Consider the following 18,272-nt stretch of genomic DNA (forward strand, 5'->3'; position numbering starts at 1 on the left):
GAGAGGGAGAGAGCATAATGGAACGAAGCAATCGGGAGTATACGATAGGCGCAGTGGAAGAGTTCATGCTGCAGATCGGCCGGGTAGTTCATGCAGGAGAGGTGGAATTAGCCATATTCCGCACATCGGACGGCGCAGTCTATGCGGTCCGCAACCACAGTCCCCACCCGAAGGGCGGTCCGCTCGCGGAAGGCATCGTATCAGGCTATTATTTATATGATCCGCTGCATGACTGGAAGATCGACCTTCGTACCGGAGAGGTTCAGGCACCGGACCGGGGGCAGGCAGAAGTCTATCCGGTTACAGTAGAGGGCGGAGTTGTTAAGGTCACTCTGCCTGCGGCAGTAACAACCCTAAATTAAAGGAAGAGCAGGTGCGGATATGTTTACGCAGAGCGTAGAGAATATCGTTGAGACAGCCGTAGGGAAGCGCGACAAAATGAATGAGAGTCTGCCCAAATATTTTTTGGCGGCCCTCCTGGCAGGAGCATATGTGGGGATTGGAATTATTCTGATCTTCTCACTGGGGGCACCGCTGGCGGCGATTAAGTCACCGTTCCAGCCGCTGATTATGGGGGCATCCTTCGGGATTGCCTTGACCTTGGTTGTATTCGCAGGTTCAGAGCTGTTCACGGGAAATAATATGTTCTTCACGGTAAGCACGCTTGCCGGGAGAACTACGATCTGGGACACGGTGAAGAACTGGGTCCTGGTATTCCTCGGCAATGTGGCCGGTGCTGTGGTGTTGGCGCTGCTGATTCAGGGATCGGGCCTCTTCAAGGCAGCGCCTGCCGAGCATCTGATCTTCGCAGCCGCCGCCAAAAAGATGAGCCTACCGTTCTCGGAGCTGTTCTTCCGCGGCATCCTCTGTAATTGGCTGGTCTGCCTGGCGCTGTGGATGTCCTCCCGCACCAAGAGTGAAGCGGCGAAGCTGGTCCTGATCTGGTGGTGTCTGTTCGCCTTCATCGCGAGCGGCTATGAACACAGTGTAGCGAACATGACGCTGCTCAGCGTAGCCGTGCTGCTGCCGAATCATCCAGAGACAGTGAGCATCGCCGGCTGGCTGCATAATATGATTCCCGTTACACTTGGTAATATCATCGGCGGCGGTGTCTTCGTAGGGATGGCCTACTGGCTGATCTCGCCAGTACGGACTCCGCGTAACGTATCAGCTCCTCCTCAGACTAAGAAAGCAAGCTAGATCCAATATCAAGCCCCGCAGCTACTACACGGCTGCGGGGCTTTTTTGCCGCTCTATCCCTGCTATAATAGGGATAATTCTTACCAGGAGGTTATTTTCATATGAATATATTGATTCTAGGTGCCACCGGCCGGGTGGGGAGCCACATTGTTACCCATGCTCTTCAGGATGGACATCATGTTACAGTACTGGTCCGTAACCCGGAGAAGGTTCAGCCTCCCCATGCCAACCTGACGATCCTCCAAGGTAATGTTCTTAATCAAGAAGATGTCGCCCGGGCAGTGCAGGGAAATGATGTAGTGATTAGTGCATTGAACACCGATGGGACAACCACGCTTACAGACAGTATGCCTTTTATCATTGAAGCCATGTATCAGGAAGGGATAGAGCGTATTATAACCGTAGGAACTGCGGGCATTCTTCAAAGTGAGCTTTCCCCGGAACTCCTGCGTTACCAATCCAGCGAATCTAAACGCAGGTCTACCCGTGCCGCAGAAGACCATGAACAAGCCTATCGCTTGCTGGAGCGATCGAACCTTAAATGGACCATTGTGTGCCCAACCGCCCTGGTGGAAGGAGAACGTATGGGGACCTATCGTGTGAGACGAGATATTTTGCCCGGAGTCGGTTCTGAAATATCTATAGCGGATACAGCGGAATTCACTTATAGTCAAATTGATGCTAGCGATTACATAAGAGCCCGTGTGGGTATAGCTTACTGATAAGGGGAAGTGGGCAGAAAAAAAGACGCCGGTCAGGGCGTCATGACCACTCTATTAAATTTTTTGGGTCAGATATGTTTCAATGAGGTGAATAGAGGGTATTATTGATAGGAAATTAAATTCGGCAAATTTCATTGGGACATAATTCGCAGTGGCAGATTTCTTGAAGCATCGCCAGATCCTTGATGACGATCATGCCATTCTCATACTCCACCGCATCTTTTTTGCGCAGATCACTAAGCATCCGGTTAACGCTCTCACGGGTAGCGCCGATCATGTTGGACAGATCTGTATGCGTGATTTTTTTGTTGATTAGAATGCTGTCGCCCGTCTTCTCACCATAGGTGTTGCCAAGACGGATCAGTGTGGAGCAGAGTGCGCCCGGTTTGCCGTACATCATCAGATCGCGGAATTTGGTCTGTGTGAGACGGTGATGGATCCCCATCCATTTCATGAAGTCAATGGAGAAGTCGCAGTGCTGGCAGATCAGAATCTCCAGATCCTTCTGCTCGATCACGCCAACCTCACTCTCTTCAATGACTTCGGCCGTGAAGCTATGCTTCGTGCTGAAGAACGGGTCAGCCTGACCTACCATATCGCCAGCCTGATACATATACAGAATCAGTTCCTTGCCTTCGTCTGTAGATTTGGTCAATTTCACACGTCCACGCTTGATATAAAACAGTTTATCCGAGAAATCGCCTTCCCAGAACAGGTGTGATCCTTCAGGGACTACACGTTCCTTCATGGTGACCAACAGGCGGTTAAAGTTCTGCTCGGAGAAACAGTTTGTATTGCCGCGGGCTTCGATAACATTATAATGTTCCTTTATCATAATCGACATCCCCTTTATTCCCTCAGTTTTTCAGTAAATTTTAAATTAATTATACCTTGAAATTCCTCTTTATGGGTAAGTATTTTCGTATAAAAGTGTCGAATTTTTAACATTGTGATAAATTTCACTTCATTTGTGTGAGAAAGGTTATGTTTTTAGACGCACGATAGGCTTTCTTACATGATTTACAGAATATTATATCAGTTGCCACCTGTTCTGGATAGATGCAGAGGGGGGCGGCTTTTTTGCGTTTGTCGTCCGTATTCCATATGATCCGTACAAATGCACATAACTCGCTTACAGGCGGACCTTGGTCACGGGCGGGCTTAGCGATACTCTGGAACTAAAGTGTCTGTTGTTTCCGCTGTGTGAGCGGAGGAGCGGACCAAGCCTCACTTAGCGAAGGAGAGTTTCAATTATGGCAAAAGTAGCAGATCCCTATCTGAAGGTCGATCCCTGGGCAATTATTGAGGAAGGCTTTGATCCGGAACGCAACCGGACTTCGGAATCTATTTTTTCACTGGGCAATGAGTATATGGGGGTACGGGGGTATGCGGACGAGGGCTACAGCGGCGATTCCTTGCCGGGCAGCTATTTCAACGGGCTGAATGAGCAGATGGAGGTTGGCAATCATTATAAAGGCATTATCCGGTCGCTGCGCTACATGGTCAATGCCGTGGACTGGCTGCATATCCGGATCTCGGTGGACGGTGAAACCCTGGATCTGGCGCACTCCCGCATAGAGGCGTATACACGCAGACTGGATTTCCGGACGGGGACCTATACACGGGAGTTCATCTGGCTGATGGCGGACGGGAAAAAGCTGAAGCTCTGCTTCACACGCCTGGTCAGCATGACTCTGTCCCATCTGGGACTGCAGCAGATTAGCTTCACCGCGCTTAATTTCACGGGTAAGGTAGATATTAGTACTGGCCTTGACTTCGGCATGGTTCATGAGGAACATGGCCAGAGTATGTGGAAAGAGCAGCAGCGCGGCGGGGAAGGAGCAATAACTGCCATTATGGCCCGTACGCTGACAACCGGAAATCAGCTGTTCTCGGGCTTTGTCCTGAAGTCTTCGCAGGCGCTGCATACGGAGCTTGTGGAAGATGACCGGTATATCGGGCGGCAATTCTCACTTATGCTGGCTGAAGGGGAGCCTGCTTCCTTCACGAAGTTTGTGGTCAATGTGACAGGCACGGATGCTGCCCCAGCTGCAGACCGTCTCTGGACAAAAGGCATGGAGCTTGCAGCAGCGGCGGATCGGCTGGAGGAGGAAGAGGTGGTTGCTGACCAAGCCTCCTATTGGAGCAGCATCTGGGCAACCAGCGATATCCGGATTGAGGGCGACCCGGAGAATCAGCAGGGCATCCGTTTTTGTATTTTTCAGCTGTATCAGACATATCACGGGGACCATCCCGGGTATAACATCGGTGCCAAAGGGTTAACCGGCGAAGCTTACCGGGGGCTTGCCTTCTGGGATACCGAGTCCTACTGTCTGCCGTTCTATCTGTTCAATAACCCGAAGGCGGCCCGCAGTCTGCTGGAATTCCGCTACAAGACGCTGCCTCAGGCGCTCCAGCGCGGGAAGGATGTGGATTGCGCGGGCGCATTCTATCCGATCGCCACGATTGACGGGACAGAGAGCTGTGACCTGTGGCAGCATTCCAATCTGCAGCTTCATGTCGGGACGGCGGTCGCCTACGGCATCTGGCATTATGTGAAGAACACCGGCGACCTGGAATTCCTCTACAGCAAAGGCGCCGAGATGCTGATTCAGATCAGCCGTTTCTACGCAGCCCGCGGCCAGTGGGGTCAACGCACCGGGGAATACGGATATTTCGGCGTGATGGGGCCGGATGAATTCCAGCTTATGGTTAACAATAACTGCTACATCAATCTGTTGGCTCAGAAGTTATTCGAATATACGCTCGAAACAGTAGCTCTCATGAAGGTGGAGGCGCCCGAAGAATATGCGGCGGTTATAGCGGTTACTGCACTTCGCGAGGAGGAATTGGCTGACTGGGGCCACAAGCGTGCCCATATGAAAATCCCGTTCGATCCCGGCAGCGGCATCTACGAGGAGCATGACGGATTTTTTGATATGCCGCATATCGACATTCATTCGATTCCGGTTGCGGAATTCCCGCTGTACTCGAATTGGTCGTATGACCGCCTGTACCGTTACGATATGATCAAGCAGCCGGATGTGCTGATGTTCATGTTCCTGTACAACGGACAGTTCTCCCGCGAGACCAAGCTGGCGAATTATGAATATTATGAACCGAGATGTATTCATGAGTCCTCGCTCTCGCCGTCGATTCACTCGATTCTGGCCAGTGAGCTGGGCAAATCGGAGGAAGCGTACCGGTTCTTCGAGTTCGCCACGCGCCTGGATCTGGACAACTATAACCGCAATACCCGGGAAGGGCTGCACACCACATCGATCGCCGCAGCGTGGATGAACATCGTCTACGGCTTCGGGGGGATGCGCTCGGATGGAGATTGTCTGTCCTTCCGGCCGGTGCTGCCGCAGAAGTGGACCGCTTACAGCTTCCAGGTGATGTGCAGGGGCGTACTGCTGGGTATTACGGTAAATGCAGAGTCGGTTTCCTTCAGAGCAGTCAATGGCGGAAGCACAGAGGTGCTGATCTATGATCAGCGGGTGACCGTAGATAAAGCAGGAATCGAGCTTCCTCTCGCTGAAGGGATGACTGTGTAATGGACTGGACGGTAAGTGAGCGCAGCTTCGAGCCTGGGCGGATTACGGCGAACGGCAACAAATTTATGACCGGCAATGGCTATATGGGCTTCCGGGGAGTCCTTGAGGAGTTCGGGAAGGAGCAGCTTGCGGCGGTTACATTGGCCGGAGTGTATGACCGGGCGGGCGACAAATGGCGCGAGCCGGTGAACGCCCCGAATGGGCTGTATACGGTAGTCAGCGCCAACGGCTGCAAGCTAAATGTGTTGGATACCGAACCATTGGCTCATACTCAGAGCCTGGATCTCCGCTCAGCTATCCACCGGCGGGAGACAACGTTCAGCATCCCGGGAGGCGGGACGCTGACCCTGACCGCCGAGCGGTTCGTCAGCATGGATCAGCTCCATCTGCTGGCCGCCAGATGGACCCTTCACTGCACCGCCGACTGCCGGATAGAGATTACTACAGGAATCGATGCCGCAGTGTGGGATATCAACGGCCCCCATCTGCTGGAGCAGCAGAGCAGCTCTGCCGGTGGGGTGCTGCTGTCAACAGCAGTTACCGGGGAGCTGGGGCAGCAGGTGGCGGTGGCGGAGCTTATAACGTTCGGTACGGCTGAACAGGCGAAGCGGGTTGACGGTGTTATCGAGCTGGATGGAGGAACCGCACTGCGCCATATTTCTATAGAAGCTAAGGCAGGTGAGACTTATACATGGTGCAAATATGCAGCCGTGTTCACCGGTCTGGATGGCGAAGGCGATCCTGCGGAAGGCGGACCTGACGAGCAGGCGGTGCAGACCGTCCAGGCAGCGGTCGCTACAGGGTATCCCGGCCTGCTGGAGGCGCACCGGCGCAAGTGGGCGGAGCGATGGTCACGCAGCGATTGTGTCATTGAAGGCGATGAGGAGGCGCAGTTCGCGCTGCGGTACAGTATGTATCAGCTGCTGATCATTGCACCGACGAAGTCGGAGAAGGTCTCAATTCCCGCGCGCGGCTTGTCCGGGCAAGTCTATAAGGGCGCAGTATTCTGGGATACGGAGATGTTCATGCTGCCTTTTTTCCTGCACAGTGATCCTGGGATTGCCCGCAATCTGATGATGTACCGCATCCACACGCTGGACGGTGCGCGGCGGAAGGCGGCGGAGTACGGATATTTGGGCGCTTTTTATGCCTGGGAGAGTCAGGATACGGGGGATGATGCCTGCACTCTGTTCAATGTGAACGATGTATTTACCGGGCGCCCCATGCGGACCTATTTCCGCGATAAGCAGATTCATATCAGTGCAGATGTCGTGCATGGACTCTGGCAATACGTGACCTTCACGGGAGACGACAGCATCCTGGCGGACGGCGGGGCGGAGGTGATCTGGGAATGTGCGCGTTTCTTCTATTCCTATGCTTACTATAATCCTGTAAAGCGGCGTTATGAGCTGCTGGATGTTACCGGCCCGGATGAATATCATGAGCGGGTGAATAATAACGCATTTACGAGCGCCATGGTTCAGGAGACACTGAAGATTGCCTTGCAGACAGCAGAACGGTTGCAGGACAAATATCCGGCTGTGTATAACGGTCTTGCTGAATCGTATGCAGACGGGCCGTTACTGGATGAGTTCACAGCAATGCTGGCACAGCTCTATGTTCCTCAGCCGGACCCGGATACGCTGGTGATTGAACAATTCGACCGTTATCTGCAACTGGAGGATGTGTCTCTGGCTGAGCTGAAGGCACGGATCATTCACCCGAATGAGTACTGGGGCGGAGGCAACGGGCTGGCAACAACCACAAGAATCCTGAAGCAGGCCGATGTGGTGCTCATGCTTCATCTGTTCCGGGACAGATTCAGCAGGGAAGTGAAGCAGGCCAACTGGAAATTCTATGAGCCGCGAACCGAGCATGGCTCCAGCCTCAGTGCGTGTATCTATGCGCTGGCTGCAGCGGATATCGGCTTGCCGGATTGGGGATATCCGTATTTCATGCGCACTGCCACCGTAGATCTAACCGGTGAATCGAAGCAGTATGTTGGTGACCTCTATATTGGCGGGACGCATCCGGCGGCGAACGGGGGCGCATGGATGGCTGTGGTTCTTGGCTTCGCGGGTGTGCGATTTGATGGCCAGACCGTCACCCTTAAGCCTTCTCTGCCGGAGACCTGGAGTTCCATTGAGCTGCCGGTAATCCTGCGCGGAGGCAGCTTCCGGCTGCGGATCGGCCGCGAAGAGATCACGGTTACGGCAGCGCCGGGCAACAGCGAAGCGGTAAGCTTCGCCGGGTTCGGCGGTGAGGCGGTGCCGTGCCCTCCCGGTGCGATCCTGGAGTTAGCGTCTGAGTCCAATCAGAGAGGAGCATGACAATGATGCTGGAGCATATGAAGGGCGCTATCTTCGATCTGGATGGCGTGATTGTAGACACGGCGAAGTATCACTATCTGGCCTGGCGCTCGCTCGCCGGGGAGCTGGGCTTCCCGTTCACCGAACAGGACAATGAGCGGCTCAAGGGCGTCAGCCGGATGAGATCCCTGGATATTCTTCTTGAGATTGGCGGCCTTGAATACAGCGAAGCAGAGAAGCTGGCGATGGCGGAGAAGAAGAACCGCCTCTATGTGGAATATATCTCCGGTCTGGATGAATCAGAGCTGCTGCCCGGAGTCAGAGCCTATCTGAATGCGCTCAGAGCACGCGGCGTGGCTATTGCCCTTGGCTCTGCGAGTAAGAATGCGGAATTCATACTGGATAAGCTGAATATTGCGGGGCTGTTCGACGTTGTTATTGACGGCAATAAGGTAGCCCGGGCTAAGCCGGACCCTGAGGTGTTCCAGTCTGCCTGCCGGGAACTGGGGCTGCAGCCGCAGGACTGTGTGGTATTCGAGGATGCCGAGGCCGGAGTAGCCGCCGGCAAGGCGGCAGGAATGCAGGTGGTCGGCATCGGGAAGGCTGAAGTGCTGAAGGCAGCGGATCTGGTGATATCCGGATTGCATGAATTGTAAGACCTTGATAGAATGGCCCTTGAGGAACTTTTTTCCTCTATTATCTATTCTATTATAGAAGGAAAGCTTGAGGGATGATGATGGAAACGTTGTTGCTATGGCCTGAAGGTGCGCCTGGAGCGCTGGGAGCCAGTGAAGAGGATCAGCCTGCGATCACACCTTATTTAGTTGTAGGCAAAGGGAATGCCGTTGTTCTGGTCTGTCCGGGAGGCGGGTATGCGATGCGTGCCGACCATGAAGGCGGTCCGGTTGCGGAGTGGCTGAATACACTCGGAATCTCAGCATTCGTGCTGCGTTACCGTGTTGCGCCTTACCAATACCCAAGTGCGCTGCTGGATGCGCAGCGGGCGCTGCGTACGATCCGCTTCCGCGCGGACGAATTCGGCATTGACCCAGACCGTCTCGGTATTCTGGGCTTCTCGGCGGGCGGACATCTCGCTTCTACCGCCGGGGTATCTTATGATCTGGGCAATCCTGATCACCCGGAGCCATTGGAGCGGCTGTCCAGCCGTCCTGACCGCCTCATTCTATGCTACCCGGTTATCTCGATGACCGAAGGAGTCACACATCAAGGCTCGAAGGAGAATCTGCTGGGAGCCATTCCTGATGCGGAGCTGTCGCTTAAGCTCAGCAGCGAGTTCCAGGTAACCCCGGACACGCCGCCAACGTTCCTCTGGCATACCTCGGACGATGATTATGTTCCGGTGGAGAACAGCCTGCTGTTCGCCGCAGGTCTTAGCCGTCATAAGGTTCCATTTGATCTGCATATCTATGCGCACGGTGTACACGGTCTGGGCTTAGCCCCTGAAGAGCCGCACACCAAGACATGGACGGATGCCTGTGCTTCCTGGCTGCAATTGAACGGGTATACCAGAGCGTGAACTTCTGCTTCAATGTCCGTGTCCAAGGATAGGGTGATACGAGAGACTCAGGAAAGGCAGGTACATATTATGGAGCTTAGATTTCAACAAGTGAATACAGCGGAAGAGACCGCTGAGGTTGCCTTGTTGGCGGCAGAGATATGGCGCGAATATTATATCACCCTTATTACTTCCGAGCAGATCGAGTATATGCTTGGCAAGTACCAGTCGGTTCCAGCGATTACGCAGCAGATCCATGAGCAGGGTTACGAATATTACTTAATCCATAGCGGGGAAGGCTCCACGGTGGGGTATATGTCGGCCAGACAAGTGGAAGGGAAGCTCTTCCTGAGCAAGTTCTATATAGGCAAGGAGTACAGGGGGCGCAGCTATGCCAGCCAGGCGTTGGTCTTCCTGGAGAAGCTGTGTCAGGAGCGGAACCTGACTCATATTTGGCTAACGGTCAATCGTGATAATGAATCAAGTATTGCGGTCTATACAAGAAAGGGCTTTCGGACCCTTAGGGAACAAGTGGCAGATATCGGGAGCGGATTCGTCATGGATGATTACATTATGGAAAAAGAAATCCCGGTCCCCTGAGAGAGGAACAGCTTATTCATGAACAAGGATTCATCCTATAACCAATCGGTGACTTATTGGAAACAATACCAAAGATTTTTCCATGAAGAAATGCAGGTCCATGCAGGATATCTGCCGACAGAGGAATGGATGATCTGGAATAATGCCCATATTCATCTGGACCGTATGCCTGCTCCAGATGCACCATTAAAAATTATTTTCATTCATGGCGCTGGAGGCAATGGAAGATTGCTCGCGCCTTATGCGCGCATGCTGCAAACCTATGGTTATGAAGTTGTCTCTCCGGATCTGCCTCCCTATGGTCTAAGCTATACCGATTCAGGGGGATCATTGGATTATCAACTCTGGATTGACATCCTGAATGAACTGATCGAACAGGAGCTGAAACGGGACGGCAAGCCTGTTATTCTGCTGGGCTCCAGTATTGGCGGCATGTTGGCTTATCACACCGCAGTACAAAGTAAGCAGGTCAAAGGGTTGATTGCAACGACATTTGTGGATACGAGTGATGTGAAGGTTCGTGATCAGCTAGCTCCCAACAAACTCATTAGCCGGTTAGGGGGATTTTTAATGAACAAATTCCCTTTGGTGTTAGATTCCTTGCATATCTCTGTGAATAAAGTATCCCGGATGAAATGGATCACGAACAACGCTGAACTGACCAGACTCATTATGAATGATCCTCATGCGGCAGGAACAAAAATCCCTTTACGCTTATTAAGAACCTTTCTAAATATGAAACCGGTCCTGAAACCTCAGCAGTTTGACCTTTGTCCGGTATTACTCGTTCATCCTCAATTAGATCCTATGACGCCTTACCGTTTCAGCAGACCATTTTATGACCATCTTAAAGGCAGGAAAGAATCTGTGATTCTAGAGGGTGCAGGTCATTTTCCGATTGAACAACCGGGGCTGGAGCAGATGATTGCTGCTGTGCTTGCTTTTTTGAGAACAGTAAAGGAAGAATTACAGCTAGCATAAGCCGTCCGGCTCAATGTGATCAGGATGAGACACTATAAAACCAGTCCAACACGGGGTGTTCGTGTGTGGGCTGGTTTTCACTTGGCTGAAAAACTCCATACAAATAGACATAAACAACTTTGAAATAAACCTGTGTAAGCGCTTGTAGGTTTGTTAAAATATAAGAACTCATTTGTTTCACACGATAACTTATCCTTCTATTTCTCGCTGAAACGGTACCATCCTTTAAAGGGACGGCAACGTCGTTTCCACTTGTATTATTGAAACTGGAGGTGAATCCAGATGTTGTCCATGCTTGTAAAACCCATTGTCCGGCTCAGTGTTAAGCAGCAGTTGATTCTGCTGTTCCTGATCATGATTACGCCTATTCTGATTCTGAACAGCTACGGCAACTACAAGGCAGAGGAGATTCTGAAGCGTCATGTGACCAATGCCTATGTGGAGCTGAACAAGCAGAATTTCGCCATTATTAACAGGGACATCGATACGGTGAACAAAATCACGACCACCGTCATCCAGAATCCGGTCCTGCAGCAGCTCAATATGAGCGGGAATGATACGGTGCTGGAGCGGGTGGAACGTTATGAGACCATCGAGAAGCTGCTCGGCAGCTATTCGCAGGGAGCGGAACGGGGTGACGGGATTTACTACTCGCTGTATGTATATGATCCCGATAACTACTACTTTTTCGCTCCCAATTTTCCGCAGGTGAAGAAGGCGGGGGTTTATTTTTTCTCCAAGGAGGAACGGCCGTACTGGTTCGAACAGGTGGTGCAGCAGAAAGGCCGCGGTACCCTGATGTTCACCGAGAAGCTGAGTCCGCAGGCCGAAGATCTGAAGACGCTTACGTATGTCAGGGCTGTCAATAATATTTACCGCGGGGAAGGAACGCTCGGCGTGCTGGTGGTGACCAAGATGGAATCGAAGATCGGTGAATCGCTAAGGTCCATCTCACTGCCGGACGGGGAAATCTATCTGACGGACATGAGCAACCGTGTGCTGGCCTCCACCACGAATTCAACCGGAGAGGTGATCGTTCTGCCGGACGGTTCGGAGGCGGGAGATCCGGAGGGAACCGAGGATATTATCACTGATGACTTCATCTATGTGGTGAACAACAATCATGCCTTTGAGCAAAAGCTGGTCTACAAGGTACCCGTCAAATCCCTGCTCCAGCAGCAAAACGAAATGAAACGCGTCATTCAATACATAACAGTGGCCTATGCGCTGTTCGGATTGATCATCATTACCTACTTCTGGCGTTCGCTGATGACGCCTTTGCAGAAGCTGGCTTTTTTTGTGCGCAAGTATGAGCCGGGCAACCGTGTGCCTGAGACTCCCCGCAGAGGAAGCAACGATGAGGTCAGTGTGCTGATTAACGCCACGTATGATATGGCCCGCAGGCTCAACAGCCTGATTATGTACAAATACCAGATGGAGCTGAAGCAGAAGGAATCGCAGCTGCAGCTGCTCTATCAGCAGATCAACCCGCATCTGCTGTACAACACTCTAGAGAGTATTTATTGGAAAAGCTCGCTCGAAGGCAACGTGGAATCCGCGGAAATGATCAAGGAATTATCCAAGCTGATGAAGATCAGCTTAAGCCGGGGCCGGGAGCTGATCACGCTCGAAGAGGAGCTTGAACATGCCGGTGCCTACATCAAGCTCCAGCAGCACCGGCATGATTATGTGTTCGCCGTTATCTGGAATATCGCTCCCGGGACGACCAGGAATCTGATTCCCAAGATCACGCTGCAGCCCCTGATCGAGAATGCGATTATCCACGGGGTTAAGCATATGGAGGAGGACGGCGAAATCATTATTACCTCTGTGCTGGAGGATGGCCGGATTCGGATTACCATTGAGGATAACGGCTATAAGCAGGTCGATTATAAGGCTATCGAACAGATACTCAATGATGACAGCCCGAACCCGGTTAACGGCTACGGCATCCGCAATATCCATCAGCGTGTGCAGTTGCACTTCGGCGTGGATTACGGGATCAGCTATAGACCGCGCGAGTGCGGAGGCACGATAGTAAGTGTGATCCTTCCGAAGTCAGAGACTATAGAGTAGAGGAGAGAATACGGTGTTCAATATACTGGTTGTTGATGATGAGCCGCTCATTTGCAAAGGACTGAGCAGTCTGCTGGCTGCTTCCGGGCTGGATATTGACCATATCTATACGGCCGGCAGCGGGTATGAGGCACTGGATTGTATCCGCATGGAGGAGATTGATCTGCTTGTGACGGATATCCAGATGGGGGCGATGAGCGGGATCGAACTGATGCAGCATGCCAAAATGACCAGGCCCTGGATGCAGACGATCGTCATCTCTGCGCATGAGACCTTTCAGTACGCCCAGATGGCCGTCCGGCTGGGTGCGAGAGACTATCTGATCAAGCCGCTGAACAGTGAGCAGTTCCTGGATTCGGTGCGCAGTGTCGTCCTGAAGATGAATAGACCGTCGCCGGAGCTGGCCACATATATGGATGGGAATGGAGACCGCTTCCGCCTGGAGGAGCCGCTTCCCGAGTACAGTGAGCTGCTGAACAGTCTGCTTACGGAGACTGCGGCGGTGCTGGGGGCAGAGGAGAAGCGGCGCAAGCTGGATGAGCTGAGGCTGCAGGGTCCGTATTTTGCGGTGATCAAAATCAAGCTTCCCCTGCCGCAAGACCGGCCTGAGCAGAGGTACACTATCCGCGATCATAGCCTGCTGCGTTACGCTGCCTTGAATATTGCCAAGGAGCTGCTGGATCAGGAGTGGAATTCCACTGCCTTCTATTCGCCGGAGCAGGAGATTACGGTCATCATCCAGTGGGATGAGCAGAGCTACGAGGAGCCATCCACCGGCCAGCTGAGCCGCCTGGAGGTGCTGGGCCGCAGCCTCCATTACAATATTAACCGCTATTTGCAGCTCCGGGCTGTCATCGGCATCAGCCAGATTCTGAAGGGGCTGAGCTTCATGGATGTGCTGAACCGGCAGGCCTCGAAGGCGATCCTCTGGAACAACGAGCATGCCGATCATTATGTGTTCTATTATGGGGATTTCAACTGGAACAGCTATGCTGCTGATCCGTCACCCGAGGAACTGCATACGCATAGCAATCTGATCGTACAGAAGGCGAAGCAATACATTGACGGGAACTACGCCCAGAAGGGTCTGACGATCCATGAAGTAGCGAAGAAGAATCATGTCAGCCCTAATTACCTGAGTTATCTGTTCAAGAAGAATACAGGCTATAACCTGTGGGAATATGTCATTAAGCTGCGGATGGAGGACAGCCGGGAGATGATTCTGAACACTGATCTGCGGCGGTATGAGATTGCGGAGCGGGTGGGATACGAGTCGCCGGAGCATTTCAGCAAAATTTTCAAAAAATACTACGGGCTCAGCCCCAGCGAACTGAAGAAGTAAGAACGCTTACGATTGCCATAGATATAGACATGTTAAGTCTCTCCCTCATTTCCTACAATGAAGACAGGAGGCGCTTTCCCATAAAGTGCTGAAAGACGACAGGAATGAGGGAGCCGGAATGAATCAGTCTGCTGCGTTACATGATCACCTTCCAGCGGAGCTGGAGAGCAAGCCGTACAAGCAGAACCGCTGGAAAAAGAATTATTGGGGCGTGATGTTTCTTGTCCCCGCATTGATTATCTTCATTATGTTTATGTGGGTGCCTATCTTCAAAGGGTTCCTGTACAGCTTCTACACCGTTGATTTCGTCAAAGGGAATACCTTCGTCGGCCTGGACAATTATGCCAGGGCACTTACTGACCCCGATGTGCTGATTGCTGTCAAAAACACCTTGTACTATATGCTGCTCTGCCTGGTGATCGGCTTCTGGGTTCCGATTGCCTTTGCCATTGCCATCTCCGAGCTGCGGAAATTCGGCGGGTTCGTGCGCGTTGCTGCGTATTTGCCATATGTCATGCCTGCTGTAGTCCTATACGGGCTGTGGCGTTGGCTGTATGATCCCGTTGGACCGATAAATGCGGTAATCGGCAGCACCGGAGCGGAGCAGATCGCCTTCCTGACCGATACCCGGTGGTCGATGATCTCGCTGGTCTTCATGGAGACCTGGCAGCAGTTTGGCTCGGGGATGCTGATCTATCTTGCTGCGGTGCTTAGTATTCCCCGGGACTGGTATGAAGCCGCCGAGATTGACGGAGCCGGAGTCTGGGCCCGTATCCGCCACATCACACTGCCTTCGCTGCGCAATCTGATTCTGCTGATGCTGATTCTTCAGGTGATTGCCACCTCTCAGGGCTACCAGTCACAGATGGCCTTGCTGGACGGGGGGCCGAACAATGCTACCCTGACGTATGCGCTGCTTATTGTGAAGTATGCTTTTACCAGACTGGATTATGGTACGGCGACTGCGCTGGGGATGCTGATGTTTGTTGTTCTGGGCGGTTTGGGCATTCTTCAGTTCAAGCTTAACAAGGAGGACAACTAGCATGAAGAGCGCAGACAGAGGTATTCTCTCGGAGCATGACCTGAAAAAGACCAGCAACAGGGTGGTCTACGGAATTATGGTGCTGTTCATTGTCCTGATGATATTCAGCATGCTGTACCCCATCCTCATGACGATGTTCAACGGGCTGAAGTCGAATATCGAGGTCAATTCTTTTCCGCCGCATTTTTTTCCGCAGGAATGGCATTTCGGTAACCTGAAGGATGCGCTGGATTACATCGATCTGGCCATGTTTCTGCGGAACACGCTGTATATTTTTGCAGGGAATATGGTCGCCACTCTATTTGTACTGGGACTCGCGTCCTTCAGTATCTCACGGATGAATGTGCCTTACCGCAAGGCCTTCTATTTCTTCTTCCTGATGACGCTGTTCATTCCGGCCACGAGCTATATGATTCCGAACTTTGTCAATCTGAAGGAGCTGGGCCTGCTCAATCAATATGCGGCCTTCTGGCTGCCGGCAGGCGCGAACACGTTCTTCTTCCTGCTGCTTAAGAATTTCTTCGACGGGATTCATCCCGAGATTCTGGAAGCCGCACGGATGGACGGGGCTTCGGAGCCGAGAAGCTTCTTCACCATCGCGGTGCCGCTGTCGGTTCCGATTTTTGCAACACTGGCGATCTTCATCTTCTCCACAGCCTGGAATGACTGGTTCTGGCCGTCGCTGGTCATGCATAGTGAGGAGAAGTATACGCTCGCTACCGCCATCTATAAGTACGTTATCAATGTAAAAGCGCTGAACACGAACATCAAATTCGCAATTCTGTTCATTGTCTCTCTGCCGCCGATCCTGGTGTTCCTGGTCTTCCAGAAGTTCATTATGCGCGGAGTTTCATTGTCTGCGGTCAAAGGCTAAGCAGGAAGGATGAGGTCCGGTAGAGATCGTAAACCTGCACATGAAGGGGATATAAATACACCTCGTTTGTAAACGGTTTCTCTTTTAAGATGAATTTGTAAGCTCATTATGATATGGAAAAGGGGAGTTACCATGCGTAAAGTTTCCAGCGTATTCGCCTGTCTCCTGGTCACGGGGACCTTATTGTCCGCTTGCGGCGGCAATAATAACGGCAACAAGCCGGCGGCTGACGGGGGAGAAGCGACACCTGCACCAGCAGCGACCCAGGCGGCGGAAGAGTCAGCCACTCCGTCTGCAGCACCGGCTGACGATATCACCCAGAGAAAGGTAACAATCAAAATCCACTATCCTACGCCTGACCTGACCGAGGTGAGAGCGCAGGAGGATGACAAAATCAAGCGGTTCCAGGAAGTCTATCCGAACGTGGAGATCGTCAAGGACGACTGGCAGTATAATGTAAGCGAGATCGGAGTGAAGATGGCTGCGAACGAAGCGCCAACCTTCTTCAACACGTATGCCACCGAAGCCAAATTCCTGATTGAGAAGGGCTGGGTTGCCGACATCACCGATCTGTGGAACAACTATGAGTTCAAGGATCAGATCAATCCTGTGCTGCAGAACCAGTTCATCATTGACGGCAAGGTGTATGGGGTTACCCAGAAGGGTTACGTCACTACAACAATGATCAACAAGAAGATGCTGGATGACAAAGGTGTAGCCGTACCTCCAATGGATTGGACCTGGGACGACATGCTGAACACAGCCAAAGGAGTGGCCGATCCCAAGAAGGGGATCTCCGGGATTGCCCCGATGGGTAAAGGCAACGAAGCCGGCTGGAACTGGACCAACTTCCTGTTCGAAGCAGGCGGGGAGATTCAGAAGATTGAGGGCGGCAAGGTGGTGGCCACCTTCAATTCCGAAGCTGGTGTTAAAGCGCTGGACTTCTATAAAAAGCTGAGATGGGAAGCCAAAGCGGTTCCCCAGGATTGGGCGCTCGGCTGGGGCGATGCGGTAGGTGCCTTCCAGCAGGGCCGTACCGCGATGGTGATGGCCGGATCTGACGGTGTCATTGAACAGGCGCTTAATCAGGGCGGGTTCAAGCCTGAGGATGTGCTGACCTATCCAATGCCTGCGGCTGAGAAAGGCGGCAAGCATACCGGTGTTCTCGGCGGCGACTATCTGGTCATCAACCCTAATGCCAGCAAGGATGAGCAGGAGATGGCCTTCCGTTATATTACCTTCGACTATTTCTCGGATAAAGGCCTGGAAGCGCTCGATGCCATTCTGCAGCAGCGCAAGGCGGACGGCAAATACTTCATTCCGCCGCTTCTTGATTACTATGCTGCCGATTCCGACTTCGGCAAGAAGACCAAAGCAGTGTATGACAAATACTCTGATATTGTATATCAATACAATACAGATATTATGGCTCTGCTCGACGGCAAGCCTGAGGCGCAGTACAATACCCAGGACTACTATGCAACCATGTCCAATGTCATTCAGGAGCTGTTCGCCAAGGAAGGCACGGACTCCAAGGCCCAGCTTGATGCAGCAGCCGCAACCGTACAGAAGAAATTTTTCGATACCATTAAGGTAGAGTAGCCTGGGATGTCTCTTTCTAGACTTAGGGGAAGAGATGAATAAGGGGGGCAGCAGAGATGCTGTCTCTTTTTTTATAAAAATATAAGAATTTATAGGTTGCACACGATAACTTATCCTTCTATTTCTCGCTGAAACGGTACCGTCCTTTAAAAGGACGGCAAAGCCGTTTCCACTTGGCAGAAATTTATATTTATATTCACCGTCAGAGTGAGTCTGTAGAAAAGCGACGGATGAACCGAAGTGGAGGCTTGGCATTCATGAGCAAAATTCCCGAAGCCCAACCGGCATTTCAAGGCAAGATGGGCCATCAACGCTGCAGACTATCGTATTTCGTTCGCAGAATAGACAAATATTAATTAAATATTACATATAATGTGGAAAAAATACCGGTAAATGATCGAATGAAAGCGCTTTGAAAACAACTCAAAAAAAACTTTAAACTTTGTGAAAG

Annotated in this window: 15 protein-coding genes; 14 read left to right on the forward strand and 1 reads right to left on the reverse strand. The window is 52.1% G+C overall.

Going from position 1 to position 18,272, the window contains the following annotated elements:
- Positions 1–17: 17 nt before the first annotated feature.
- From nirD to MHH78_RS13060, 3 genes are all read left to right on the forward strand, one after another.
- Positions 18–362 (forward strand): nitrite reductase small subunit NirD, encoded by a 345-nt coding sequence (gene nirD, locus MHH78_RS13050; RefSeq protein ID WP_036731853.1) that lies wholly within the window; start codon positions 18–20, stop codon positions 360–362.
- A gap of 19 nt (positions 363–381) precedes the next feature.
- Positions 382–1,200, forward strand: a complete 819-nt coding sequence (locus MHH78_RS13055; protein WP_341167660.1) for a formate/nitrite transporter family protein — start codon at positions 382–384, stop codon at positions 1,198–1,200.
- Between the two features lie 101 nt (positions 1,201–1,301).
- A complete protein-coding gene (locus tag MHH78_RS13060) occupies positions 1,302–1,922 on the forward strand; it encodes an NAD(P)-dependent oxidoreductase (RefSeq protein WP_341167661.1) in 621 nt (206 codons plus the stop codon).
- 115 nt (positions 1,923–2,037) lie between these two features.
- Here MHH78_RS13060 and MHH78_RS13065 read toward each other — a convergent pair whose 3' ends face one another.
- On the reverse strand, positions 2,038–2,757 hold the full coding sequence (locus MHH78_RS13065) for a Crp/Fnr family transcriptional regulator (RefSeq protein ID WP_245368069.1): 720 nt from the start codon (positions 2,755–2,757) through the stop codon (positions 2,038–2,040).
- Between the two features lie 418 nt (positions 2,758–3,175).
- Between MHH78_RS13065 and MHH78_RS13070 the strand changes: the two genes are divergently transcribed.
- The 11 genes from MHH78_RS13070 (at position 3,176) to MHH78_RS13120 (ending at position 17,821) form a co-directional block, all read left to right on the forward strand.
- Entirely contained in the window at positions 3,176–5,479 is a 2,304-nt protein-coding gene (locus MHH78_RS13070; protein WP_341167662.1) for a glycoside hydrolase family 65 protein, read from the forward strand.
- Positions 5,479–7,809, forward strand: a complete 2,331-nt coding sequence (locus MHH78_RS13075) for a glycosyl hydrolase family 65 protein (RefSeq protein ID WP_341167663.1) — start codon at positions 5,479–5,481, stop codon at positions 7,807–7,809. The genes MHH78_RS13070 and MHH78_RS13075 overlap by 1 nt, the downstream gene beginning before the upstream one ends.
- A gap of 5 nt (positions 7,810–7,814) precedes the next feature.
- Positions 7,815–8,444: a beta-phosphoglucomutase gene (gene pgmB, locus MHH78_RS13080; RefSeq protein WP_341170329.1), complete on the forward strand. Its 630-nt coding sequence runs from the start codon at positions 7,815–7,817 to the stop codon at positions 8,442–8,444.
- 80 nt (positions 8,445–8,524) lie between these two features.
- Positions 8,525–9,325 (forward strand): alpha/beta hydrolase, encoded by an 801-nt coding sequence (locus MHH78_RS13085; RefSeq protein WP_341170330.1) that lies wholly within the window; start codon positions 8,525–8,527, stop codon positions 9,323–9,325.
- 69 nt (positions 9,326–9,394) lie between these two features.
- The gene (locus tag MHH78_RS13090; RefSeq protein WP_341167664.1) at positions 9,395–9,904 is read left to right on the forward strand and encodes a GNAT family N-acetyltransferase; all 510 of its coding nucleotides are present in this window, start codon (positions 9,395–9,397) and stop codon (positions 9,902–9,904) included.
- 18 nt (positions 9,905–9,922) lie between these two features.
- The gene (locus MHH78_RS13095) at positions 9,923–10,885 is read left to right on the forward strand and encodes an alpha/beta hydrolase (protein WP_341167665.1); all 963 of its coding nucleotides are present in this window, start codon (positions 9,923–9,925) and stop codon (positions 10,883–10,885) included.
- A 282-nt stretch (positions 10,886–11,167) separates the two neighbouring features.
- Complete coding sequence (locus MHH78_RS13100) at positions 11,168–12,961, forward strand: cache domain-containing sensor histidine kinase (RefSeq protein ID WP_341167666.1); 1,794 nt, start codon at positions 11,168–11,170, stop codon at positions 12,959–12,961.
- Between the two features lie 13 nt (positions 12,962–12,974).
- A complete protein-coding gene (locus tag MHH78_RS13105) occupies positions 12,975–14,303 on the forward strand; it encodes a response regulator (RefSeq protein ID WP_341167667.1) in 1,329 nt (442 codons plus the stop codon).
- A 214-nt stretch (positions 14,304–14,517) separates the two neighbouring features.
- On the forward strand, positions 14,518–15,345 hold the full coding sequence (locus tag MHH78_RS13110; protein ID WP_340958025.1) for a carbohydrate ABC transporter permease: 828 nt from the start codon (positions 14,518–14,520) through the stop codon (positions 15,343–15,345).
- A 1-nt stretch (position 15,346) separates the two neighbouring features.
- Positions 15,347–16,219 carry a carbohydrate ABC transporter permease gene (locus tag MHH78_RS13115; RefSeq protein WP_341167668.1) on the forward strand — a complete coding sequence of 291 codons (873 nt, stop codon included), beginning with the start codon at positions 15,347–15,349 and terminating at the stop codon, positions 16,217–16,219.
- Between the two features lie 132 nt (positions 16,220–16,351).
- Positions 16,352–17,821 (forward strand): ABC transporter substrate-binding protein, encoded by a 1,470-nt coding sequence (locus tag MHH78_RS13120; RefSeq protein WP_036731872.1) that lies wholly within the window; start codon positions 16,352–16,354, stop codon positions 17,819–17,821.
- Positions 17,822–18,272: the final 451 nt, after the last annotated feature.

Origin of the sequence: Paenibacillus sp. FSL H3-0333 (assembly GCF_038002805.1) — a bacterium.
In the GTDB taxonomy this organism is placed as follows: Bacteria; Bacillota; Bacilli; order Paenibacillales; family Paenibacillaceae; genus Paenibacillus_AQ; species Paenibacillus_AQ silagei.